This is a genomic window from Thiocapsa marina 5811, from assembly GCF_000223985.1.
GTDB classification, from domain to species: Bacteria; Pseudomonadota; Gammaproteobacteria; order Chromatiales; family Chromatiaceae; genus Thiocapsa; species Thiocapsa marina.
The window spans coordinates 1-22,047 of record NZ_AFWV01000024.1 but is presented as its reverse complement, the minus strand read 5'-3'; the positions used below and the strand labels follow the sequence as shown (position 1 = coordinate 22,047).

General features: G+C 65.7%; 21 protein-coding genes. 4 read left to right on the top strand and 17 right to left on the bottom strand.

The features are described 5' to 3' along the window. Nucleotides 1-112: 112 nt before the first annotated feature. Together THIMADRAFT_RS22995 and THIMADRAFT_RS22990 are read right to left on the bottom strand one after the other, a co-directional pair. A complete protein-coding gene (locus THIMADRAFT_RS22995; RefSeq protein ID WP_007195535.1) occupies nt 113-907 on the bottom strand; it encodes a DUF1295 domain-containing protein in 795 nt (264 codons plus the stop codon). Beyond that, a complete protein-coding gene (locus THIMADRAFT_RS22990; protein WP_007195534.1) occupies nt 900-1,466 on the bottom strand; it encodes a DUF2878 domain-containing protein in 567 nt (188 codons plus the stop codon). Before THIMADRAFT_RS22990 ends, THIMADRAFT_RS22995 begins: the two co-directional genes overlap by 8 nt. Before the next feature lie 262 nt (nt 1,467-1,728). Between THIMADRAFT_RS22990 and THIMADRAFT_RS22985 the strand changes: the two genes are divergently transcribed. Then, nucleotides 1,729-2,403: an OmpA family protein gene (locus tag THIMADRAFT_RS22985; protein ID WP_007195533.1), complete on the top strand. Its 675-nt coding sequence runs from the start codon at nt 1,729-1,731 to the stop codon at nt 2,401-2,403. Nucleotides 2,404-2,518: 115 nt separating this feature from the next. Here the strand turns inward: THIMADRAFT_RS22985 and fdxB are convergent, their stop codons facing one another. The 14 genes from fdxB to THIMADRAFT_RS22910 form a co-directional block, all read right to left on the bottom strand. Continuing rightward, nucleotides 2,519-2,830, bottom strand: coding sequence for a ferredoxin III, nif-specific (gene fdxB, locus THIMADRAFT_RS22980; RefSeq protein ID WP_007195532.1), 312 nt, complete (start codon nt 2,828-2,830; stop codon nt 2,519-2,521). Nucleotides 2,831-2,863: 33 nt separating this feature from the next. Next, nucleotides 2,864-3,079, bottom strand: coding sequence for a CCE_0567 family metalloprotein (locus tag THIMADRAFT_RS22975; protein ID WP_007195531.1), 216 nt, complete (start codon nt 3,077-3,079; stop codon nt 2,864-2,866). A 121-nt stretch (nt 3,080-3,200) separates the two neighbouring features. Then, on the bottom strand, nt 3,201-3,674 hold the full coding sequence (locus tag THIMADRAFT_RS22970) for a NifX-associated nitrogen fixation protein (RefSeq protein WP_007195530.1): 474 nt from the start codon (nt 3,672-3,674) through the stop codon (nt 3,201-3,203). A 60-nt stretch (nt 3,675-3,734) separates the two neighbouring features. Beyond that, on the bottom strand, nt 3,735-4,190 hold the full coding sequence (locus THIMADRAFT_RS22965) for a SoxR reducing system RseC family protein (RefSeq protein WP_007195529.1): 456 nt from the start codon (nt 4,188-4,190) through the stop codon (nt 3,735-3,737). Next, nucleotides 4,187-4,678 (bottom strand): NifB/NifX family molybdenum-iron cluster-binding protein, encoded by a 492-nt coding sequence (locus THIMADRAFT_RS22960; protein WP_007195528.1) that lies wholly within the window; start codon nt 4,676-4,678, stop codon nt 4,187-4,189. Before THIMADRAFT_RS22960 ends, THIMADRAFT_RS22965 begins: the two co-directional genes overlap by 4 nt. A 160-nt stretch (nt 4,679-4,838) precedes the next feature. Continuing rightward, nucleotides 4,839-6,230, bottom strand: coding sequence for a nitrogenase iron-molybdenum cofactor biosynthesis protein NifN (nifN, locus tag THIMADRAFT_RS22955; RefSeq protein ID WP_007195527.1), 1,392 nt, complete (start codon nt 6,228-6,230; stop codon nt 4,839-4,841). Continuing rightward, nucleotides 6,223-7,686, bottom strand: coding sequence for a nitrogenase iron-molybdenum cofactor biosynthesis protein NifE (nifE, locus tag THIMADRAFT_RS22950; RefSeq protein ID WP_007195526.1), 1,464 nt, complete (start codon nt 7,684-7,686; stop codon nt 6,223-6,225). Before nifE ends, nifN begins: the two co-directional genes overlap by 8 nt. 464 nt (nt 7,687-8,150) lie before the next feature. Further along, nucleotides 8,151-10,847, bottom strand: a complete 2,697-nt coding sequence (locus tag THIMADRAFT_RS22940) for a type IA DNA topoisomerase (RefSeq protein WP_007195525.1) — start codon at nt 10,845-10,847, stop codon at nt 8,151-8,153. Nucleotides 10,848-11,058: 211 nt separating this feature from the next. Next, entirely contained in the window at nt 11,059-11,961 is a 903-nt protein-coding gene (locus tag THIMADRAFT_RS22935) for a DMT family transporter (protein ID WP_007195524.1), read from the bottom strand. 6 nt (nt 11,962-11,967) lie between these two features. Then, a complete protein-coding gene (locus THIMADRAFT_RS22930) occupies nt 11,968-13,299 on the bottom strand; it encodes a hypothetical protein (RefSeq protein WP_007195523.1) in 1,332 nt (443 codons plus the stop codon). A gap of 48 nt (nt 13,300-13,347) precedes the next feature. Further along, the gene (locus THIMADRAFT_RS22925; protein ID WP_233490334.1) at nt 13,348-14,013 is read right to left on the bottom strand and encodes an ABC-type transport auxiliary lipoprotein family protein; all 666 of its coding nucleotides are present in this window, start codon (nt 14,011-14,013) and stop codon (nt 13,348-13,350) included. Continuing rightward, nucleotides 14,010-15,128, bottom strand: coding sequence for an MlaD family protein (locus THIMADRAFT_RS22920; protein WP_007195521.1), 1,119 nt, complete (start codon nt 15,126-15,128; stop codon nt 14,010-14,012). The genes THIMADRAFT_RS22925 and THIMADRAFT_RS22920 overlap by 4 nt, the downstream gene beginning before the upstream one ends. After that, nucleotides 15,125-15,862 carry an ATP-binding cassette domain-containing protein gene (locus THIMADRAFT_RS22915; RefSeq protein WP_007195520.1) on the bottom strand — a complete coding sequence of 246 codons (738 nt, stop codon included), beginning with the start codon at nt 15,860-15,862 and terminating at the stop codon, nt 15,125-15,127. Before THIMADRAFT_RS22915 ends, THIMADRAFT_RS22920 begins: the two co-directional genes overlap by 4 nt. Nucleotides 15,863-15,974: 112 nt before the next feature. After that, on the bottom strand, nt 15,975-16,769 hold the full coding sequence (locus tag THIMADRAFT_RS22910; protein ID WP_007195519.1) for an MlaE family ABC transporter permease: 795 nt from the start codon (nt 16,767-16,769) through the stop codon (nt 15,975-15,977). A 154-nt stretch (nt 16,770-16,923) separates the two neighbouring features. Here THIMADRAFT_RS22910 and THIMADRAFT_RS22905 point away from each other — a divergent pair, with 154 nt between their 5' ends. The 3 genes from THIMADRAFT_RS22905 (at nt 16,924) to THIMADRAFT_RS22895 (ending at nt 21,821) form a co-directional block, all read left to right on the top strand. Next, entirely contained in the window at nt 16,924-19,800 is a 2,877-nt protein-coding gene (locus THIMADRAFT_RS22905; protein WP_007195518.1) for a valine--tRNA ligase, read from the top strand. A 210-nt stretch (nt 19,801-20,010) separates the two neighbouring features. Then, nucleotides 20,011-21,216, top strand: coding sequence for an AAA family ATPase (locus THIMADRAFT_RS22900; protein ID WP_007195517.1), 1,206 nt, complete (start codon nt 20,011-20,013; stop codon nt 21,214-21,216). Next, nucleotides 21,213-21,821 carry a DUF4276 family protein gene (locus tag THIMADRAFT_RS22895; protein ID WP_007195516.1) on the top strand — a complete coding sequence of 203 codons (609 nt, stop codon included), beginning with the start codon at nt 21,213-21,215 and terminating at the stop codon, nt 21,819-21,821. The genes THIMADRAFT_RS22900 and THIMADRAFT_RS22895 overlap by 4 nt, the downstream gene beginning before the upstream one ends. 4 nt (nt 21,822-21,825) lie before the next feature. Here THIMADRAFT_RS22895 and THIMADRAFT_RS27260 read toward each other — a convergent pair. After that, on the bottom strand, nt 21,826-22,047 hold a 222-nt coding region (locus THIMADRAFT_RS27260), incomplete at its 5' end, for a hypothetical protein (protein ID WP_040733943.1).

The window sequence follows — 22,047 nt, the reverse complement described above, 5'->3', positions numbered from 1 at the left end:
CGAGCGGGAGCGAAGTCCACCGAACCCCGCGGCGTCGCCGATGGACCACGCAGTGCTTGTCCACCCTACGGCGTTTGTCCATACGACACTGGTCCACCCGACCCCCGAGGTTTCAAAGATTCGAATCACTCCGGGCGCGCCGCGGCGGACCCGGAAAAAAGGCATTGGTCCGCGCGATATAGTCGCGGTAAGCCGGCCGGCGCTCGCCGATGTCCTTCTCCAACAAGGCCACCCCGGACACGCGCAGCAACAGGAAGGTCATGAGCACCGGCGAGACGATCGTCCACCACCCGCCGGCTGCGAGCGCAAATAAGAAGTAGCCCCACCAGATGCAGGCCTCCCCGAAATAGTTGGGATGACGGGTGTAGTGCCAAAGCCCTTGATCCATGACTTTGCCCGTATTCTCGGGCCGGGCCTTGAAATCGGCTAGTTGTTGATCGCCGACGGCTTCGAAGAAGAGCCCGACGAGCCAAAACGACAACGCCGCGTAGTCGAGCCACCCGAGCGGATTGGTGCCGAGTGTCGCCGCCAACAGCGGAAGCGCGATGATCCAGGCCAGAATGGCCTGCAGACCGAAGACGATGTAGAGGCTCTTCCAACGAAAACCCGGCTCGTTTTCCGCCCGGATCGCCTGGTAGCGCCGATCCTCGCCGTGGCCCCAGTTGCGTTTGGTGATGAAGACGCTGAGCCTTACCGCCCAGAGCGTGACCAGGAAGAAGACCAGATAGGCGCGCTCGCCCACCTCCGCAGCGCCGAGCAAGAAGACCGCGGCCATCAGCAGGAAGAAGAGCGACCAGAGCGAGTCGACGATACTGACGTCGTTCAGCTTCAGGCTGACCAACCAGGCGCCGAGACCCATGACGAGCGCGGCCCCCAAGCCGGCGAGGTAGAGACCGAGATCAAACATGCGCACTGTCCTGTGTGAGTGGGGCTAAAGCGGGGGCCTTCGGAAAACCCGCGCCGTCGAACCGCTGCGCCAACCAGGCGCTCAGCGGCATCAGGAAAGACCAACCACCCGCAAGGACGGCCATCGCGACCACCGTATCCGGAAAGGCGACGGCGCCGAGCTTGTGACCGCCGTAGAAGGCGAGCGGCCCGCCGATCGCGCCGAGCACGACCGCCAGGGTCCAACGCCCCTTCAGCCAACTCAGCGCCACGTTCAAGGTCGTCGCGAACGCCACCCACATGGCAATGATCCAAACCGGCGCAAGCCAGGGCAGGAGCATGCCGGACGGATACTCGAGAAACCCGAAGCGCACCAGGAATCCGTCCCAGACGGCGCCGATGACGCCGACGAGCACCAACAACATCGCCTCCCGACGCGGCGCGTCGGACAACCGCAAGTGCAGGGCAACGACCAGCGCGGCCACGCCGACCCCGAGCCAAGGCCATCCGTGCGCACCGCCCAGCACGCAGGCAAACCAGGCGATCTGGAAGGCGATGAGGTTCACGGCAAGTCTGAGCATCGATCTCGTGTCCCGCGGGTTGTCGTTCGTTCGGGAACATGTTGTGTCGCTCCGCCCCGAGACAAGCGCCCGCACCGACATGCAGTCGTGGGCGGCGTTTGAGAGATCACATGAGCGGTTTGAGCCGACACGCTGAAGGTGCAGCAGGAACATCGGTGATTCCGGGCGTGTCTCCCCGACGCGAGCCCCGCGCGCCTCTGCTATGATCCGCGATCACGATTTCGACCTCGAATCACCAATACCGCTCTACGGGAGAACCCAGATGACAATGCGTCCCTTGAAACGCCTCGCCGCATCCGCGCTTGCCGCTGTCCTGGTCGTCGGCTGCGCAGCCGACGGCTCCGGCCTGACCGAAACCGGCGCGGGCGCCGCGATCGGCAGCGCCGGGGGGGCGGCCGCGGGTGCGATCATCGGCTCGTTCAGTGCCAACGCGGGGCGCGGTGCCCTGATCGGCGCGGTCGGCGGGGCCCTCATCGGGACCGCCGTCGGCGCCTATATGGAAGATCAACGTAAGGATTTCGAAAAGGCGCTCGCCGACGAGATCGCCAGCGGCATGATCAGCGTGCAGAAGCTGCCGAACGATCAACTGCTGGTCCGGATGACGGGTGCGACCACCTTCGAGATCGATTCAGACCGCATCCAGCCGGGCTTTTACAGCACCATGGACAAGATCTCGGCAATCGTCAGCAAGTACGGCAAGACCGAGCTCTTGATCTCCGGCCATACCGACAGTACCGGCTCGGCGGAACATAACCAACTGCTCTCCCAGCGACGCGCCGGTGCCGTTCAGTACTACATGGAGTCCGACGGGGTCCTGCCGCAGCGCATCATCGCCACCGGCTACGGCAAGAATCAGCCGATCGCCTCGAACGAGACCGAAGCAGGCCGCCAGCTCAACCGCCGGGTCGATATCACGATCGTGCCTATTACGGCCTGATCGGTCCGCCGAATCCGGCAGGATGACGAACGGCAACCGCGCCGGCTCCGAGAATGATCGGAGCCGGCGCGGCCAGACCGATTCAACACACGACGCATACCACGCTGGGCGCGGTTTAGGCAGCGACCGCAAGCGGCTCGTGCGAGAGACACTTTTTGGGACAGACCCGGGAGCACGCCTGACAGCCGATGCAGTCGAGGGCGTCCTTGAGATTCATGACCATGCCCGGTGCCTCGTCGAAGTCGTCGTCGCCCTCGTCGTCGAGCTCTTCCAGATCGAGATCCTCGCGGTCGACCAGCTCGAAGACATCCCGAGGACAGACCTTATAGCAGCGGCCGCAGCCGATGCAGTTGTTTTGATTGATGCTCTCGATGAACGCAGGCGTCCATTCGACGCCGCCGCGGGTCATGCCTGTGATGACACTCATGGGTGTTTCTCCATGTTCGAAAAAGGGTTTCGTTCAAGCACTCTCGGCCTGAGCCGCCTTGAGCGCAGCATTGGCCTGCGCCCAGGCGAGGCATGCGTCGTAAGTCGCTTGAGCGATGCCGGGAATCTCCTCGTACCCGGCGGGCAACCGATCCTCCACCAGGTCATGCAGCTCACCGGCCCGCTCGGTGGCGATGCGTTTCGCCTTGCTCACGGCCTTCTCCAAGGCACGAATCTCATCACCCGTCATACCCTCAACCTCCAACCTACGTCTGAGTTTTCTGAATCACCTAAATCGCGCCCCGCAGAGGTCGCAGACAACCGGGAGGCCCGGGTTCCGCGCAAACAACGCGGATCGCAGACCGCGCGATTTAGAGGCCCGCGACCTTGGAATGCTCGCCGATCAATTCGAGCGCGACCGACAGCACCTTGTCGGCCTCGTCCTTCATCTTCGACAGGGTCGGGAAGCCGAACCGATGCACGTCGCGCACCGAGCGGTCCAGCACGACCAGCTTGCCGACCGTGATGATGACGCGCCCGAACCCTTCGTGGCTCAGGTGGACCAGCGGCACGGCCATCAGCCCACATTCGGATTCGATCATGGCGGAGATGGCGTTGTAGTAGGCCTTGATCCGCGCCACGACGGTCTCGTCGGGATCTCCGACCAAGGGGATCTCCCGGCGCTTCTCCTTGGTCAGGATGAAGGGCTCCAGGAGCTCGGCGGTCGAGAGTCGGTCGAATTCGCCGTAGGGATCGATGGCGCGCATCTGACGGTCCATCTCGATAACGAACTGGGACTGCATCAGGCCCTCGTCGGCGGCGATTCCGGCAAGCGTCTCGGTCATGGTCATTTCCTCTTTAAGTGGTTGTCCGTTCCGGACATGCGGTCTTGTGCAGTGCGCGCCTCAGAAAGGCATCGGGATCTCGACCGCGGACCCGCGGCGCACGAGAACAGGGCGATAGCGTTCCCGGGCGGATGCCCCGCCGGTCAGTCGTCCGCTCGCCCAGAGTCCGACGCCGAGTCCGGCGAGGCCGATCAGGGCCACACGCCCCTCGCCCGCGCCGAGATGTGTCGCAACGCCCGCGGCCGCGATCAGGAACACCAGCGGGATCAGATAGGCGACGAACGATGCCCGCACCAGTATCCCGTCCGGGATACCGATCACGACCTGCTCGCCGACGCGCAGCCCCGACGCATCCTCGATGCGTAAACGGCTCCGAGATGCACCGAACAGCTTTGCGAGCACCGAGGTACCGCAGCTGCCCGCGCTTTCGCAGTGCCCGCAGGCGTTCTGCCGAACGGTTTCGACCCAGGCGAGTCCGGGCTTCACCTCGACGACGGTGGCGGATGTCTCGATCATTCGCTCCAGCCCTCCGCCTCCATCGCATCGAAGCGACGGTTACGCTCGGGGGCCCGCCCCGCAAGTGTGCGTGCGAGCCAGGCGCTCGGCCCGTCGCGCAGCTCGCCTTGCAGATCGCGGATCAGACTGCTGACCGATGTCCCCGAGCCGACCTTCATCGGCTGGATACCCTTGGCGCGAAGCTGACTCACGGCCGATGCGCCGACCGCTTCGCAATAGACGACGTCGCAACCCTCCAGCGCTGCAATCTTGGCGCCGAGCTTGTCCTCGTTGCCGTCCATCTCGAGACGCGCGAACTGGATCGCCTCGAGCAGGTGATGCTCCCGCGCATCGATCGAATAGACCACGAAGGACTCGGCCGCGCCGAAGTGCTGGTCGATCTGCTTCATGTCAGAGGAGGCAAAGGCCGCCTTGATGGCTGTCTCGGTCTCCATCGCTGTCGTCTCGTCGCTCATGCTCAGGATCTTTAATCGTCGTTCCATTCCCATTCGGGCCTCCTTAAAGCGCTTTTTTGATCGCGGCGTGCGTGGGGTTCATGGAGTGTTGTCCGGTTGCCGACGTGGCGGCTCATGAGAGCCGCGCTTTAAGGAGAATGAAAAAAACAACTCCAAGCCGTGCGGGTCCGGGCTCGGCTTGAAGCGCAGCCTGTCAGTGCGGGCGCGACATCTCGCGCTCGTCCTCCGGATACTGCTTGAGCCTGGAACGATAGGGATGGATCTCGCCGCGCTCCTCGCCGAGCAGCAGATTGGACAGATCGAAGATGGCGTCGCGGGTCCCGCGATAGCCGATCCAGGTCCGCTGAAAGCCGCCGACACGGTCGTACTGCGGGAAACCGGCGCGCAGCATGGGGATGCCCAACCGCTCCGCGGTATGAACCGCATGCGAGTTGCCGATCAGGATCTCGGCGTCGCGCTCGCGCGCGGCGATCTCGAGATCCTCCAGGTCGCCGATCTTGACCTCGGCTGCTGCGACATCCTGCAGTGCCGGTGCATTGGCCGGGGCCACCGCCGCAACCACCTCCGCCCCGACGCTCGCCAGCATCCGGCTGAAGCCGACCAGCAGGTCCGGGTCCGCGGCGATCGCAAAACGCGACATGCCGAGCATGAAGTGGCAATCGAGCAGGGCGTCCTGAAGCTGCGCACGCTGGCGCTCGATCTTGGCCGGGACCGGGCGATCGGCGATCCGCGCGAGCGCCATGACGAGCCTGTCGACGGCGTCGATATCCATGAGATGCGCGAAGCGATGATCCGGAACCCCGGTGCGTGCCGCCAAGGCATCGGCCGCCGCATCCATCGAGGCGCCGATCACCAGTGTCGCCGTGGCATCGCCGACGCTCGCCAGATCGCTGACGCGGGTGCCGCCGATGGTCAGGGGGTTGTAGTCGGTCTCGGGCAGATGGCCGTCGAGCGAGTCCGAGAGATCCGGCAAGACCATCGGGGATAGACCGAATGCCTCGATCAGATCCTTCAGGTACTCGATGTCGCCGGGCGTGAGGTGCGAGCCGGGCAGGACATTGACCTGCCGCTCGCGACGTCCGGGCCGGGTACCGGCCTCGGCGGCGGTCGGGACGAGCGTCTCGATGATGGCCTTGGTCGCCTGGGCGTAGCCGGACTCCATACAGCCGGTAAAGTCCGGTGTGGACACCGGCACGACGGCGGTGCCCGCGAACTGCGGCCAGGTCTCACGAAAGACCCGCACCGCCATCTCGATGTCCGCGCCCTGGGTCTCGACCAGACCCGTGGTCGGCAGTCCGATCAGGTCCGGGGCGCTCTTCTCGCAGAGGGTCTTGAGCCCTTCGACGACCTGCGCCTCGCTGCCCATGATGGCGCTGACCTGATCGATCGCCGTGGTCTGCAGGGGGATCGGCTCGCGGAAGTGCCGCACGAAGAAGATCTTACCGAAGGCCGTGCAGCCCTGGGATCCGTGCAGCATCGGAATCGTCCGATTGAATCCGAGGAACGCGAGCGCCGCGCCGACCGTATTGCTGGCCTTCAGCGGACTGACCGACAGGGCCTTGTTGCGCTTGATGATCTCAGGCATGGGACGGCACCTCGACCGGAGCGCGTTCAGGGGCTGCTAGCGAGAGGGACTTTGCAGACGCCTGGTGGGACTGGCCGTCCGTCGCGGCCCAGGGCGCCGGACGCCGCACCGCATCCCAGATCGGACTCTCGACCGTCAGACAGAGCTGGCGCGCCAGCTCGACCATACCGACATAGCCGGCATAGCCGAACTCGCGCTCCTGATTGATATCCAGGAAAGGGATACGGGCCTTGAGCGCCGTGTAGAGGTTGCGTCCGCCGGCGATCAGGATGTCGACGTCGTTCTCTCGGACCCGATCGATCAGACCGCGCGGATTGCCGTCCTCGATCATGACCGCGTCCTCGCCCATCAGCTCGCGGATGCGCGCCTTGTCCTCCTCCGTGGACTTGCGGGTGCCGGTCGCGACCACCGTCATGCCCAGATCCTGCAGGGCCGAGATAATCGACCAACTCTTGACCCCGCCGGTGTAGAGCAGGACCTTCCTGCCCTGCAGACGCGCCCGATAGGGTTCGAGTGCGGCGTGGATCTTGGCCTCCTCGCGGGCGATGAGTGCCTCGGTGCGGCGGGTCAGATCCGGGTCGTCGATGATCCGAGCAAAGTCGCGCAGCGCCTGCGAGACGTCCGCGACGCCGTAGAAGCTGCCCTCGAACCAAGGGATGCCGTAGGTCTCTTTGAGCTTGCGCGCGACGTTGATCATGGCCTTGGAGCAGACCATCATGTTGACCTCCGCGCGATGCATGGTCTGCACCTCATGGAAACGTGCGTCCCCGGAGAGGCTACAGAGCACGCGCAGACCCAGCTCGTCGAGCAAGGGCAGGACGTTCCAGAGCTCGCCGGCGATGTTGTACTCGGCCACCAGATTGACGTCGTGGACCTTAAAGCCCGCGTGCTCGATCCCCGGCGGGACCGGGTCGGGCTCGCGGGTGCCGCAGACCTGCGTGACCATGGTCTCGCCCGCGATCCGGTTGCCGAGGTTCTTGGTGCCGTAGAAGCCGGCGGCATCGACCGAGACCACGGGCGTGCCCCAACGCGTCTGCGCCTCCCGGCAGACCGCGCCGACGTCGTCGCCGGTGAGGGCCGGCACGCAGGTGTTGTAGACGAAGACCGCCGCGGGCTTGTAGCTCTCGATCGCCTGCTTGATTCCGAGAAAGAGCCGCTTTTCGCTGCGGCCCATGATGACGTCCTGCTCGGTAAGGTCCGTCGTCATGCCGATCTTGTAGAGGCTCGGCCCGCTCGAGCGCGCCCCGCGGTTGTCCCAGGAATTGCCCGCGCAGGCGATCGAGCCGTGCACGATGTGCGCGACATCCGCAATCGGCAGGAGTGCGATCTGTGCCCCGTCGAACGAGCAGCCCCCGGCCGTCGCGCCGGGCTTGAGCTTGGCACAGCCGGATTTGTCCTTCGCGTTGTGCGCACAGGCCGGCTCGTCGAGCAGCGCAGCGATCTCTTTCTGTTTCATGAAGGCTCCGAAGGCGTTCGCTTTGGAGCTTCTTAAGCAGACGTTATGCCAATCGTTATATTTTTGTTTTTAAAAGAGAAGACCACGACCCTGTTCGATTCCCGACAAGACGGATGTCTGAAAGCCCCGCAATCGTCGGGGGTGATTTCGCTTGTCGCGATTTCAGGAGTGCCGGACGACCATCGCGGAGGCGATTAGCCGATGCGCCCGCCCGCTTGCCTGCGGTATCGTTGCAGCGCGCGAGTGCCTCGAAAACGCCGGGATCACGCCATGAACGCCATGACCTACCGCGGCTATGCCGCCCGCATCGACTACGATCCGGAGGACCGCATCTTTGTCGGCCGGCTGGCCGACATCAAGGATATCGCCGTGTTTCACGGCACCACGGTCGATGAGTGGGAAACTGCCTTCCATGAGACGGTCGATCACTACCTCGAAGTGAGCGAAGGTACTGGCCGGCCGGCTCAGAAGCCCTCCTCGGGCGCATCGGTCGCCATGGTCTCGGTCACGACCTGCCACTGCGCATCGAGACGCAGCCGGACCGAACCGAGGCCGGCCCCATTGCCCTCGATCAACCGAGTCCGCCCGTGCTCGATCAGGGCACGGATGTCCGTCTCCTCCAGATCCCGGCCGTCGTGGGTCTTCCAGACGACGAAGTCGCAGCCCTCGCGAAAGCGGTTGCAGCCGAAACCGCGTCGGCCTTCGATGATCTTGCCCTGGCCGCATTTCGGACAGACGGGGGGTTGGTCGCGAATCGAGGGGGTCGGCGCGCGGATGTCCTTCGCTTGCTCCGGTGTGACCGGAGCCATCGATCTGCCTCGCTTGGATCGAGAGGTCTTGCGAGCCACCTGCGCGTCCTCGACGGCCGCCTCCGCCGACCCGGTGTCGGTCGCCTCGGCCTCGAAATCGAAGACGACCTTGCCGGCCGCATCCAGCCGCAACCCGGCGCCGAAGGGTTTGCCTGCCTTCGAGGTGAAGCCCTCCATGTGCGGCAGCCGACCCTGCGCGATGAGTCGGCGCACCTGATCCTGCGTCAGCGCCAAACCGGCAACCGTCTTCCAGACGGTAAAGCCGCAGCCCTCGCGATAGCGGCTGCACCCGTAGGCGCGCGCGTTCTCCGTGACCTCGCCCTCGCGACAGATGGGACAGGTGCCGAGTCCGCCCGCTGCCGGCTCGCCCGATCCGCGCGAGGCTCCGCCCCGGCTCGGCCGCCCGGCCTTGCGCGCACCACCTGCCTTCCCGGACCTCCCGCCCTTTCCCGCCGGGCGTTCGGCGCGCTCGGCCGCCACCTGCTCGGCCGACATCGCCGGACCTTGGGCGATCTGGGGTACCAGATCGCGCAGGAAGCCGACGATGTCGCGATCGAAGACCTCGACCGGCAGCTCGCCGTGCTCGACATCTTTGAGGCGCTGCTCCCACTCGGCCGTCAGCTCCGGGCTGCGCAGTACCGGTGCGACCAGACCAATGAGGGCAATCCCCTTCGGCGTGGCATGCAACTGCTTGCGTCGACGCTCGACATAGCGGGTGCGGATCAGCTTCTCGATGATCTCGGCGCGCGTCGCCGGGGTGCCCAGACCGGATTGCTTCATGGCTGCGGCCAAGGCATCGTCCTCGATCTCGCGACCGGCGTTCTTCATGGCGGCCAAGAGGGTCGAATCGTCGTAGTGACGCGGCGGCTGGGTCTCCTTCTCCTGTACCTCCAGGCTGTCGACGGCCAGCTCCTGTCCCTGGACCAGCGGTGGCTGGACACCTGACTCGCCGGTCTCCTCTGCGGCATCGCCCTCGACCGGCGCCGCACCCGGGGCCGGCTCGCCCCGGGCCGGCGCGCGCCCCGCGGCTTCCGCCCGTTTCCAGCCGGGGTCGAGCACCAGCGCACCGCGCGCGAGGAAGGTCGCGTCCCCGATCGCGATCTCCACGCGCGTCTCCTCGATGCGCTGATCCGGCAGAAAGACCGCCACGAAGCGCGTCGCCACCAGATCGTAGATCTTGCGCAGCGGCACCGGCAGATCAGGCGACGGCGCCTTGCCGGTCGGCAGGATGGCGTGATGGTCGGTCAGCTTGGTGCGGTCGACGTACGTCTTGCTCAGGCGATGGCCTCCTTGGAGCCGATCCAGGGCCTCGGCGGCGAGCGGATGTTGCAGACCCTTCAGGATGCCCGGCAGCTCGGGCAGCATGTCCTCGGAGATGTGACGGCTCTCGGTGCGCGGATAGCTGATGAGCTTGTGGGTCTCGTAGAGCGACTGGGCATGTTCGAGCACCTGCGCGGCGGTGAAGCCGAAGCGCCGGTTGGCGTCGCGCTGCAGGTTGGTCAGATCATAGAGTGGCGGCGGACGGACGGTGCGGATCTTCTTCTCGACCTTCGCGACCCGGCCGGTGCGATGGGGGCTCAGCTCGCGGTGTAGCCGCTCGGCCTCCTCCTTCTTCTCGATGCGGGTCTCGCCGTCGCGGACGTAGCGGGCATCGAAGCGCGCCGCATCGGCGGTGACCAGATGCGCGACCAGCTCGTAGAAGAATGCCTTGGTGAATGCCGCGATGGCCTGATCGCGGGCGACGATCATCGCCAGGGTCGGCGTCTGCACCCGGCCGATGGTACAGAGCACCCGGTTGTGCACCGTGTAGGCCCGGGTGAGATTCATGCCGATCAACCAATCCGCCTGCGCACGGGCACGCGCCGCATCGGCCAAAGGATCGTAGGCTTGGCCGGGGCGCAGCGCCCGAAAGCCCTCGCGGATCGCCTCGTCGGTCAGGCTTGAGATCCAGAGTCGGTCAAACGGCTTTTTGCAGCGGGCGTGCCGATAGATAAGGCGAAAGATGTGCTCGCCTTCGCGACCGGCATCCGTCGCGCACACCAGACGCTCGGTGTCGGGGGCCGTGATGAGCGCCTTGACGAGCTTGAACTGAGCGGCGGTCTGCTTCGATGTCTTGAGCTTCCAGGCATCGGGGATCATCGGAAGCTGGCCCAAGGACCAACGCCCGGCCCAATCGACGCCCGCAACCTCGCCGTACTCGTCCGGCTCGGCGAAATGGATCAGATGACCGATCGCCCAAGTGACCCGATAGCCGTTGCCCTCGAGAAACCCCTCGCCCTTGCGGCGCGCCCCCAAAACCCGCGCGATATCGCGGGCAACGCTCGGTTTCTCCGCTACCACCACGATCGTCATCCCGATCTCCGCGTCGACCCGCCCAAACGCCGCGTCGGCCGGATGAGCGAAGCGTAATCCGACAGGCGACCTCGCGGCAAACCGTCGACAGTCCGGTGACGGCGCGTAGCGGAGCCAACCCGCCCTCCAAGCGGAATCGGCCGGTCGACCGAGTGCAACATGATCCGATCTACGGATTGGATTCGCGTGGGTGTGATCGTCTAGGGATGCGCTATTTCTGCGTCAGCGCCACCACCCCGAGGAGCATCACGGCCGAGCCGATGAGCTTCACGACAACATGGCTCTCGTTGAAGAACCAGCGACCCAGAACGACGGAAAAGATCCCGGCGGTTCGCTTCACGGCCATGGCGTAGGAGGCGAGTGTCAGGCTGAGCGCGATCTGGTCGGCGATGCGCATGAGCGCGAACAGCGCCCCCAGCACCAACAGCGGCCGAATGCGTCGGCGCGCCCTGGGCGTGAAGATCTGCCGATAAAAGCCCCGGTCTCGAAGGCTGAAGAGCACGAAGATCACCAGCGGATTGACGATGGCGACGACCACGGCAAAGGACAGCGGATCGCTCAGTTGGATGCCGATCCGCCCGACGACACTGGCGGCGGCGAAGCAGGCGGCGGCGGCGAGTCCGAGCACGCTGCCGGGGTCGACGATCAGACGCTTGAAGGGGAGATACCAGCGCACGTCGTGGTCGCCGAGACTCAGGATGTAGCCGCCGCCCACGAGCAAAACCACGCCGAGCAGTCCGACCGATGCGGGCAAGGCGCCGGTCAGGAGCCATTCGACGAGGATCGCAAAGCCCGGGGTCAGCGTCATGAGTGGCCCGACCAGCGAAACCTCGGTCTTGTGCAGCGCCGCATTCAGCGCCCAGCCGCCGAGTGCCGAGAGGACGCCGCCGCTCGCAACCGCGATCAGATAGACGGGGTCGTGAAAGGGAAAGTGGTGATGCCAGAGGATCAGCGGCAGGGTGATGACCAGGCTGCTGAGGTTGACATAGAAGGTGAGCACCTCGGTGGAGAAATCGAGACTGAGATGCTTGGTGACCGCCAGACGCGAGGCATGGAAGAAGGCCGAGGCCAGCGAGAAGAGGATCCAGAGGTGGGCGACATCGGAGAAATCCATCCGCGGTCACACCCAGCCGGTGCTCGGGTCGACGAATCGCTTCACGGGTTGAAAACGGATGTCCGAAACATCGCCCTGGTGACTTCGGTTGAATTCCGCAAAGGCCCGCTGGAACCGGCCTCGACGATGCCAGCTCTCGGCGCTCGAGCGACCCTCCCCGCGCAGGATCCGCACGCTGGGCACCCCGCCGAGCCCGAGCAGACCGGCCCCGCCGATGCCCGAGAAGAGTTTCGGCTGGATCGCGAGATGCACGACGCCGGCGTCTTCGAGGGTCGCCCCCGGGCGGTTGCGCTCGGGGCCATGCAGGCTCAGGGCGTAGCAGGGTTGATTGAGGGTCATGAGGTCCATGCGCCGCATTGGATCGGCCCGTTCGAGACGCCGTGTGGTCGAGGCGGACAGGTCTCGGAGTGCCCCGGACAGCGCGCGCAAGCCGGCCCGGGTCCCGACGGACAGGGGCAGCGCCGCAAGCCCCCGCGCGATCTCGGCGCTCGCACGCAAGGGGTGCCGATGCCAGGGCAGCGGCGGTCTGCGCTGCCCGGTGAACACTTCGAGCAGCTGCGCGGCAAGCGTCTCCAGATGTAGATGCAGACGTCGGACGAGATCCTCGAACGCGAAATCGTCGAGGACCTTCCAACCGGGCAGCTCGATCAGACAGCCGAACGGCCGCTCGCCGCGGATCGCCAGGCGGTCCTCGGGCTGCAACCGCCGGGCACCCGGGAGGTGCAGGTCAAAGCCGGCCAGCGACTCGTAAATCAGATGCGCCCCGAGGAACGTGAGCGGATCGACGGCTTGACGGCGCAGTCGGGTCTCCCGGACCGCGCCGAAGCGCGCGGCCTTCTCCAACGGCTTCAACGCATCCCCCGGCCAGTACAGCAGATGGAGGTGGAATTGCTTCGCCGCTTGTACGCTCTCTCGATCCCGGGTGTTGGGATCGCAGTTGAGCGCAAGATGCAGCTCGCCGTCGGCGAGGTCGAAGCGACGCATGACATCGGGGTCGGAGACGAAGCGAACGAAGGCGTGCCCGGTCCGCCAGAGCACGCGCCCGGTGAGCGGGTCGACCGCAGCAGGCGTGGCCCTGGACGGATCGGAGATCTCCGAAACCATCAGGTCGTACAGGCTGTGGGGCGAGACCTTGTCGATCAAGGCCAGACGATCGCCCGCGCAGGCGATCTCCTGAATGGTTCTGCGTGCGTAGCGCCGACCCGGATCCGGGTGCTCGGCCTCCTCGCGGGTCAGCTCGTAGTCGGCCGGAGGACCCTGGATACGCAGATGATGCCAAGCCACCCTCAACCGATCCAGGTCGCGCGGGTAGAGGGCGGCGAACCGATCAGGAGACATCCGCGCCGCCCGCCGGGAGAGACCGCAACCGCAGATCCGTCTCTTCGCTCATGGTCCGCTCTGCGGGCGCGACGGCCTCGGCAAGGTGCGCAGGTCGCGCACCACGTCGGACGCCAGCAGAGCGGCGAGACGGTTGAAGGCCCGCGCCATGTCGTCGGGGGTCTCGCGCTCGCCCTCGCTCTCCACGGCAATCTCGCGGCTGTAGCTGCGGTCCCAAAGCGAGCGGCGGTCGTCGGCGCGTACCAGCACGAGGTTGAGGGTTCCGGCGACACGCGAGGGCGCGGCGCGCGTGTCCGCGCTCGGCAGATGCTCGAAACGCTCCACCTCGCCCCCGAGCAGATAATCGGCGGTGCCCCGGTCGGCCGGGATGAGCGTGAAGGCAAAGACCCGAGCCGCGCGGGTGGCGCGAACCAGGTTGCGCGCGAGCGCGCGCGGGACCGGGTCGGCCCAGAGCAGGTCGTCGTAGCGCTGTACGCGCAGCGGCTCGGATTGCGTGCGGAAGACGATCTGGCGCCCGCCGAGAAAGCCGCGTGCGGCCAAGTCGTTGACGAGCAGGGTCGCCGGCAGGGGCGAGCCGCTCGGGAGCTCGACGGGATCGGGATCCAGCGAATAGAAGAGGTCCGGCCGCGCGGGCGCGGACGACCCGCAACCGCTCGCCGCGAGAGCCAAAAGCAGGGCCGAGATCCCACCGAGTGCCCGATAGGGGCGTGTCACCGAAACCAAGGGGCCTGCTCCGTCTGCTCGCGGCCTTTGATGATGATCGCGGGATCGCCGCGCAGATCGCGTGCGAGCGCCGAGAGATTGCGGCTCGCGTCCTCGATGTTGGTCAAGATCGGGATCAAGGCCGCGGAGAGCGACTGCAAGAGGAACTGGGTGTCGTCGAGCGAGCGCTGGATGGCCGGGCGATTCTCGTTGACCAGGCCGCGAATCTCCACCGCGAGACTGCCGTAGTCGGCCACCGCGCGGCGCATGTCCTCGGTGCTCCCGGTCATGTCGCCGGTGATGAGCGCGAGGCTCGCGGACATGTCCTTCACCGAGCCGAGGATGGCGGCCACGGCATCCGGGTCCACCGCCGTGGCGAGATTCTCCGACAAGATCCGAAGATTCTCGAAGGCACCGGCGAGCCGATCGCGATTCTCGCCCTGGTCCTCGCCGGTGCCGATCAAAAGCTCGATGGTCTTGACCTGATCGCGAATGCTCGCAAGCGTCGGTGCGATGCTGTCCTCGACCACCATGCGGACCGTCTCCGTCAGGGCAGCGAGCCGCTCGGTCAAGTCGGCATCGGGTGCCTTGGCGTCGATCACGGCGCCGTCTGCATAGAGCTCGGCCGAGCTCCCGGGTTGGATCCCGATGGCCTCGCCCTGCAACAATCCCAGGGTCGTCAACCGTGCCTGACTGCCCTGCGGGACGGGCCAGTTCTCGCGGATCCGCAAGGTCGCGCGGAAACAGGGCAGGCTCGGCGAGCGTGCCGAGACCTCGGGCGGTGGCTTCGGGCAATGCAATCGATGGGTGTCGGTCCCGTCCGGGAAGACCGGCACGACGCTCTCGACCAAACCGATCACATACCCCTCCTGCACGACCTGCATCCCGGCGTCGAGTCCGTTGGCGTCCGGAAAATACGCCTGCAAACGATAGGTCCGACCGAAGAGACCCGGCAGCACCAAGGTGAAGGCAGCGAGCACCACGGCGGCCATAGCGATCACGAAGATGCCCGAAACGAGGAGATCGCGACGTTCGGCGCGTGCGCGACGTTTTCCCGGCGCGCCGATCTCGGGCGGCGAATAGAGCCGATCGAGCCGGCGATCCGCGGGGTCAGGTCGCAGGGTCACGGGTGCCCCCACAGGGCGACGCGCAGATCCAGACGGGTCGCGCCGGCGGCCTCGAGCGCCTCGCGCGTCCCCTCGAAGAGCAGGCGTCCGCGATCCATGACCGCGACCCGATCGTCCGCTCCGGTCAAGGCATCGGGCGCATTGTCGGTGGCGATCAAGCTCAGGTTTCGATTTCCCTTCAAGGTGCGCAGGACCTCCAGGGTCTCGCGCGCGACGCTCGGGTCGAGCCCGTCGGAAAGCCCGTCCCAGACCAACAGCCTGGGTCGGTGAATCAGCGCTCGCGCCAGCTCGACCCGCCGCTGTTGTCCCAAAGAGAGTGCCCGCGGCATGTGGTTCTCGAGTCCGTCCAATCCAAGCAAGGTCATCGTCAAGCGCGCGGCACGGGCCATGTCGTAACGGGTCATGGCGGCGTTGCGCAGGGGCAGCAGTAGATTCTCGAGCACGCTGTAGTCGGCAAGCAGCGAGCCGCGTTGCAGGACCGCCCCGATATCGCCGCGCAGACGCACCAGCGCGGAGTCGCCGATCCGGCTCAGATCCTGCCCGAGTACCTCGATTGTACCCGCGGAGGGCCGATCCAGTCCCAGGATCAATCGGATCAAGAGACTCTTGCCCGCGCCGTTCGGCCCGCAGATCAGCAGCCACGCACCCTCGGGCAAAGCGAGCCGAATGTCGTTCAACGCCATCCGCCCGGCGACATGCTGGTAAACCCCGTCGAGCACCAGTGCTGCGGTCATCCCGCCCACCGAGGCAGCCCTCGCCGCGCAGGGTCATGGCCGGCGCCACATCCGCACAGCAGGACCAAGCTGTAGGCGGGAGACCGGAGGCCGGAGGCTGGAGGCGGCTGCATCACACCCGCAAGGACAAGATGTAGAGCAGGTCGGTGACGAGGATCGCCGACACGGCGCCGATCATGGTGCGCGTCGCGGCCCGCGAGATACCCTCGGGATTGCGCCCGGCACCGGTCCCGTTCACGGTCGCGATGAGGGCGATCAAGAGCGCAAACAGCAGCGGCTTGACGAGCGCCTCGACGAGTGCGCCGACGCTCAGCGCACGACTCAAAGACTCGAAGAGCAAGGCCGGCGAGATCCCCGCCATCCCCCACAACCAGGCCCCCGCCGCAACAAAGGTGATCACCGTACTCCAGACCACGAAGGCGAAGCTCATCAGCAGCATCGCCAACAACACCGGACCGGCCGTGAACTGCACCGGGTGGATCCCGCTCGCGAGCAACCCGTCCATCTCGCCGGTCACCGTCAGGGTTGCCTGTCGCACGGCCAGCGCGACACCGGCTCGCCCCGCCACCAGGATGCCGACCAGGATCGGCACCAGCTCCATCACGGTCGCGTAGGTCAGAGTCAGCAGGACCAGCCCCGGCAGATCGATCTGCGCGAGGACGGCCTCGATCTGGTGACCGAGGATCAACCCGAGTGAAACGCTCACCAGGGTGATGGCCGGAAGGATGGAGATGCCCGCCTGACGCAGGGACGCGGAAAACGCCGGCATGTCCAAGCGGGCGCGGCCGAGCAGGATCTTCATGTACAACGCCAGACAGCTCGCCAGGGCGACCGCGGCGAAGCCGATCTCCTCGATCCAACCGGTCGGCCCGCTGAAGGGGCCCCTGTGTCTGTCGTCGACTCCCATCACGCCTGACCGTATCCCCGAGCAGCTTGGTCGTTCATCTTAAACCGCCGACGCGCCGGCGCTCCATCCGAAACGAGCGCTCAGCAAGCGCCAGGCGCCTTCGGTATATACTCGCCTCTTCATTCGAACGCGCTTCTCGGACGGCGACACCATCATGCTGGATAAGAACTACGACCCCCAAACCCTCGAGAAAAACTGGTATCGCTTCTGGGAAGAGAAGGGCTATTTCGTCCCGGCCGATCAGACCGGGAGCACCCGGGCCGAAGGCGCGGGGGCCGGGGCCTATTGCATCATGATCCCGCCGCCGAACGTGACCGGAAGCCTCCACATGGGTCACGGCTTCAACAACACCATCATGGATACGATGGTGCGCTATCACCGCATGAAAGGCGATCGCACCCTCTGGCAGCCGGGCACGGATCACGCCGGGATCGCGACCCAGATGGTGGTCGAGCGCCAGTTGGAGGCCGCGGGCCAAACCCGTCACGACCTCGGACGCGAGGCCTTCATCGAGCGGGTTTGGGAGTGGAAACAGGAGTCCGGCGGCAACATTACACGCCAGCTGCGCCGTCTCGGCTCCTCGCTGGACTGGCAGCACGAGCGTTTCACCATGGACGAGGGGCTCTCCAACGCGGTGCGCGAGGTCTTCGTGCGTCTGTTCGAGGAAGGGCTGATCTATCGCGGCAAGCGTCTGGTCAACTGGGATCCCGCCCTGCACACCGCGGTCTCCGATCTCGAGGTCATCTCGGAGGAAGAGTCCGGCCACATGTGGGACATCCGCTACCCCCTGGTGCTGCCGCCCGGCGCGACGGGGCCGGCGCATCTCGTCGTCTCGACCACGCGTCCCGAAACCCTGCTCGGCGACTGCGCCGTGGCCGTCAACCCGGAAGACCCGCGCTACAAACACCTGATCGGCGAGTTCGTCGAGCTGCCCCTGACCGGGCGGCGCATCCCCGTCATCGCCGACGAGCACGCCGACCCCGAGTTCGGGACCGGCTGCGTGAAGATCACGCCCGCGCACGACTTCAACGACCATCAGGTCTGGCTGCGCCACCGCGACGAGAACGCCATCGCCGAGCAGCCGCACGGCGGCCTGATCAACATCCTCACCCCGGATGCCGCGATCCGCACCAATCAGCCCGAAGAAGGCGCGCTGCTGCCCGTCGCCTACGTCGGGCTCGACCGCTACGAGGCCCGCAAGCTGATCGTCGCCGATCTCGACTCGCTCGGCCTGCTCGCGGCGGTCAAAGAGCACCGGCTTCAGCAGCCGCGCGGCGATCGCTCGGGCGCCGTCATCGAGCCCTATCTAACCGATCAGTGGTACGTGCGCGTCGCCCCGCTGGCCGAACCGGCCATCGCCGCGGTCGAGGACGGGCGCATCCGCTTTGTCCCGGACAACTGGAAGAACACCTACTACGACTGGATGCGCAACATCCAGGACTGGTGCATCAGCCGCCAGATCTGGTGGGGGCACCGCATCCCGGCCTGGTACGACGTGGAAGGCAACGTCTATGTCGGCCGCTCGGAGGACGCGATCCGCGCGCGTCACGGCTTCGGCCCCGAGGTCGTCCTGCTCCAGGACCCGGACGTGCTCGACACCTGGTTCAGCTCCGCACTCTGGCCCTTCAGCACGCTCGGCTGGCCGGAGCAGACCGATCGCCTCGACGCCTTCTATCCCACATCGGTCCTGGTCACCGGCTTCGACATCATCTTCTTCTGGGTCGCCCGGATGATCATGATGGGCCTGAAGTTCATGGACGATGTCCCCTTCAAGGACGTCTACATCCACGGCCTGGTGCGCGACGCCCACGGCGAGAAGATGTCCAAGTCCAAGGGCAACGTGCTCGACCCCATCGATCTGATCGACGGGATCGGACTCGAAGCACTGGTCGAGAAACGCACCAAGGGCATGATGCAGCCGCATCTGGCCGAGAAGATCGCCAAACAGACCCGCAAGGACTTCCCCGACGGCATCCCCGGCTTCGGCACCGACGCGCTGCGCTTCACCTTCGCCGCGCTCGCCACCACCGGGCGCGACGTCAAATTCGACCTGGGTCGAATCGAGGGCTACCGCAACTTCTGCAACAAGCTGTGGAACGCCTCGCGCTACGTGCTGATGAACACGGAGGATCAGGATTGCGGCCAAGCCCCTGATGAGTCGGGCGGCGAGCTGGAGTTCTCCGCAGCCGACCGCTGGATCCGCGCCCGTCTCCACGCCACTACGGCGACGGTCACCGACGCCATCGAGGGCTATCGCTTCGACCTCGCCGCCCAGGCGATCTACGACTTCACCTGGAACGCCTTCTGCGACTGGTATCTGGAGCTGTCCAAGCCGGTGCTCACCGGCACGGCCGCCAGCGATGCCGCCAAGCGCGGCACCCGCCGCACCCTGGTCGAGACCCTGGAGACCCTGCTGCGGCTCGCCCACCCCATCATGCCCTTCATCACGGAGGAGATCTGGCAGAAGGTCGCGCCCCTGGCCGGAGCCCAAGGCGAAACCATCATGCTCGCGCCCTACCCCGTCGCCGACGCGGGTGCCGACGACCCGGAGGCCGTCGCCGAGATCGAGTGGGTCCAGCAGGTCATCCTCGGCGTGCGGCGCATCAAGGGCGAGATGAACATCGCGCCCGGCAAACCCCTGCCGGTCCTGGTCGCCAACGCCTCCGAGCAGGACAAGACCTGGCTCGCCGTCGCCCGGCCCTATCTGGATTTTCTCGCCCGCATCGAATCGGTCACCCTGCTCGAAGACGAGTCGAGCGCCCCCGAATCGGCGATCGCGCTCGTGGGCAACATGAAGCTCCTCATCCCGATGGCCGGCCTGATCGACAAGGACGCCGAGCTCAAACGTCTCGACAAGGAGATCGGCCGCCTGACCGACGAGATCGCGCGGATCGGGCAGAAGCTCGCCAACCCGAGCTTCGTCGACAAGGCCCCGGCCGCGGTGGTCGACAAGGAGCGCGCCCGGCTCGCCGAGCAATCAACGGCGATCGGCAACCTGCAGGCGCAGCGGGAGAAGATTGCGGCGCTTTGATCGGTTCGGTTGTCACAACCGGGAATGCAAACGAGCCGATGACACCATCGTCACTGCTTCGGAGCCCGAAGATTTCATAAAGATCGACAGGCGCGGGACGCTGGAACTCAGTCACTTGGTTGGCGGGTAGGATCAGAAACCCCATGGCAACCGACGCCTTCTCAATAGACCGCCGCTCGACCTGGCTCGCCTCATACGGAGCATCATGACGTGAATGCATCAGGCTTTCTTTCCCGCGTGGTGCTGCGAAATTACAAGAGCATCGCCACCTGCGATGTCCGCCTCGGCCCTTTAACCTACCTGGTCGGGGCCAATGGATCAGGCAAGAGCAACTTCATTGACGCCCTGCACCTAGTGCGGGACGCCTTGACGGGGTCGCTGGACAACGCGTTGAGCGAACGCGGCGGACTCTCGGAGGTGCGCCGTCGGTCGAGTGGCCATCCGACACATTTCGGACTGCGACTGGAGTTTCGCTTGCGCGATGGCCGATCAGGCCACTATGCGTTCAATGTCGGTGCGCTTTCCGGGCGTGGATACGAGGTACAGACCGAAGAATGCGTGCTCGACGGTGCCGGCAAGGGGCCTTCCTTCCGACTTGAACGCGGTGAGCTGAAGGCCAGCAGCGAGGCCACTTTCCCCTCCGTGACCTCGGATCGCTTGGCGCTGGTCAGTGCATCGGGCCTGTCGGTGTTTCGTCCCGTCTTCGATGCATTGACGGCCATGGGTTTCTACAACCTGAATCCGAAACTGATCCGCGAGCTACAGAAACCCCAGGATGGACGATTGCTCAAGCCCGCGGGAGAGAACATCGCCAGTGTCATCGGTCATCTCGAGCGCACGGCACCGGATGCCCTCGGCGTCATCCAGGAATACCTCCAGACCGTCGTGCCGATGGTGCACGGTGTCGAGCGAAAGGCCATCGGCCCGATGGAGACCTTGGAGTTCCGCCAGGACATGGCCGGCGCCAAGCATCCATGGCGGTTTCTTGCCCAGAACATGTCGGACGGGACACTCCGCGCACTGGGCGTCTTGACGGCGCTGTTTCAGGGGAATCGGGACTACTCGCCAACGGTGATCGGCATCGAAGAGCCCGAGACGGCACTCCATCCCGCTGCTTCGGCCGCGCTGCGGGAGGCGCTGCAGCGGGCTTCGGAGAAGACCCAGGTGATTGTCACCAGTCATAGCCCGGACCTGCTCGATGACGTGAGTTTGTCGGCAGACGCCTTGCTGGCCGTCGTCTCTAGAGCCGGCGAGACACGCATCGCCTCGCTCGACGAGGCGTCACGTTCCGCATTGAGGGATCAGCTGTTCACCGCCGGAGAACTTCTTCGGCTTAACCAGCTGATGCCGGACGATGAGGTCCTCGCGGCCGAAGATCGGCGCCAGGCCGATCTATTCGGCGATCCACAGACATGACGACCGTCGTCTCGATTGTCGAGGGGGACGGAGAAGTTGCAGCCCTGCCGATTCTGCTGCGCCGCATCTGCGCTTGGCTGACACCCGACGTTCACGCCGCCGTTTCCCAGCCGATCCGCGTCCGGCGCGATCGATTCTTGAACCGAGACGACGAGTTTCGTCGCCACCTGCTGTTGGCTGCCGCCAAATCGGGCGAAAAAGGCTGGATATTGGTGCTGCTGGACGCCGACGACGACTGTCCGGCACAGTTGGCCCCGCAGGTTCTGGAGCGCGCTCGCGCGGTTGTTCCGCACCGGGCCGTCTCGGTCGTGCTGGCCAATCGCGAATACGAGGCATGGTTTCTTGCGGCCGGGGCATCCCTGCACGGGCAGCGCGGCTTTGCATATGCGCATTCACCGAGTTTCGACCCCGAGCGACCGCGTGACGCGAAGGGCTGGCTGGGTGAACGGATGGCCGGAGGCAAATATCGAGAAACGACGGATCAACCGGCCTTCTCGGCCGTCATGGACCTCGGGCAAGCCTTCGATCTCAGCCGCTCCTTTCGTAAGCTCTGCAGCGAGTGGTCGAAACAGGCGGCGCGAGCCGGTGGGCAATCCGAGCAATGACAGGTTACAGGGATAACCAGGGACAAACCCCGTTTATATAGTAAAGAAGAACGAATGAAACAACGGTGGTCTGTCCCCGGCAGACGCGGCCGAGAAGATCGCCAAACAGACCCGCAAGGACTTCCCCGACGGCATCCCCGGCTTCGGCACCGACGCGCTGCGCTTCACCTTCGCCGCGCTCGCCACCACCGGGCGCGACGTCAAATTCGACCTGGGTCGAATCGAG

Excerpts from the sequence above, each read along its gene's own strand:
- THIMADRAFT_RS22995 (WP_007195535.1), bottom strand. The coding sequence starts at position 907 with ATGTTTGATCTCGGTCTCTACCTCGCCGGCTTGGGGGCCGCGCTCGTC.
- THIMADRAFT_RS22930 (WP_007195523.1), bottom strand. The coding sequence starts at position 13,299 with ATGTCTCCTGATCGGTTCGCCGCCCTCTACCCGCGCGACCTGGATCGG.
- THIMADRAFT_RS22895 (WP_007195516.1), top strand. The coding sequence starts at position 21,213 with ATGACGACCGTCGTCTCGATTGTCGAGGGGGACGGAGAAGTTGCAGCC.
- THIMADRAFT_RS22935 (WP_007195524.1), bottom strand. The coding sequence starts at position 11,961 with ATGGATTTCTCCGATGTCGCCCACCTCTGGATCCTCTTCTCGCTGGCC.
- THIMADRAFT_RS22990 (WP_007195534.1), bottom strand. The coding sequence starts at position 1,466 with ATGCTCAGACTTGCCGTGAACCTCATCGCCTTCCAGATCGCCTGGTTT.
- THIMADRAFT_RS22965 (WP_007195529.1), bottom strand. The coding sequence starts at position 4,190 with ATGATCGAGACATCCGCCACCGTCGTCGAGGTGAAGCCCGGACTCGCC.
- nifN (WP_007195527.1), bottom strand. The coding sequence starts at position 6,230 with ATGCCTGAGATCATCAAGCGCAACAAGGCCCTGTCGGTCAGTCCGCTG.
- THIMADRAFT_RS22960 (WP_007195528.1), bottom strand. The coding sequence starts at position 4,678 with ATGGGAATGGAACGACGATTAAAGATCCTGAGCATGAGCGACGAGACG.
- nifE (WP_007195526.1), bottom strand. The coding sequence starts at position 7,686 with ATGAAACAGAAAGAGATCGCTGCGCTGCTCGACGAGCCGGCCTGTGCG.
- THIMADRAFT_RS22985 (WP_007195533.1), top strand. The coding sequence starts at position 1,729 with ATGACAATGCGTCCCTTGAAACGCCTCGCCGCATCCGCGCTTGCCGCT.
- THIMADRAFT_RS22905 (WP_007195518.1), top strand. The coding sequence starts at position 16,924 with ATGCTGGATAAGAACTACGACCCCCAAACCCTCGAGAAAAACTGGTAT.
- THIMADRAFT_RS22970 (WP_007195530.1), bottom strand. The coding sequence starts at position 3,674 with ATGACCGAGACGCTTGCCGGAATCGCCGCCGACGAGGGCCTGATGCAG.
- fdxB (WP_007195532.1), bottom strand. The coding sequence starts at position 2,830 with ATGAGTGTCATCACAGGCATGACCCGCGGCGGCGTCGAATGGACGCCT.
- THIMADRAFT_RS22915 (WP_007195520.1), bottom strand. The coding sequence starts at position 15,862 with ATGACCGCAGCACTGGTGCTCGACGGGGTTTACCAGCATGTCGCCGGG.
- THIMADRAFT_RS22940 (WP_007195525.1), bottom strand. The coding sequence starts at position 10,847 with ATGACGATCGTGGTGGTAGCGGAGAAACCGAGCGTTGCCCGCGATATC.
- THIMADRAFT_RS22910 (WP_007195519.1), bottom strand. The coding sequence starts at position 16,769 with ATGGGAGTCGACGACAGACACAGGGGCCCCTTCAGCGGGCCGACCGGT.
- THIMADRAFT_RS22975 (WP_007195531.1), bottom strand. The coding sequence starts at position 3,079 with ATGACGGGTGATGAGATTCGTGCCTTGGAGAAGGCCGTGAGCAAGGCG.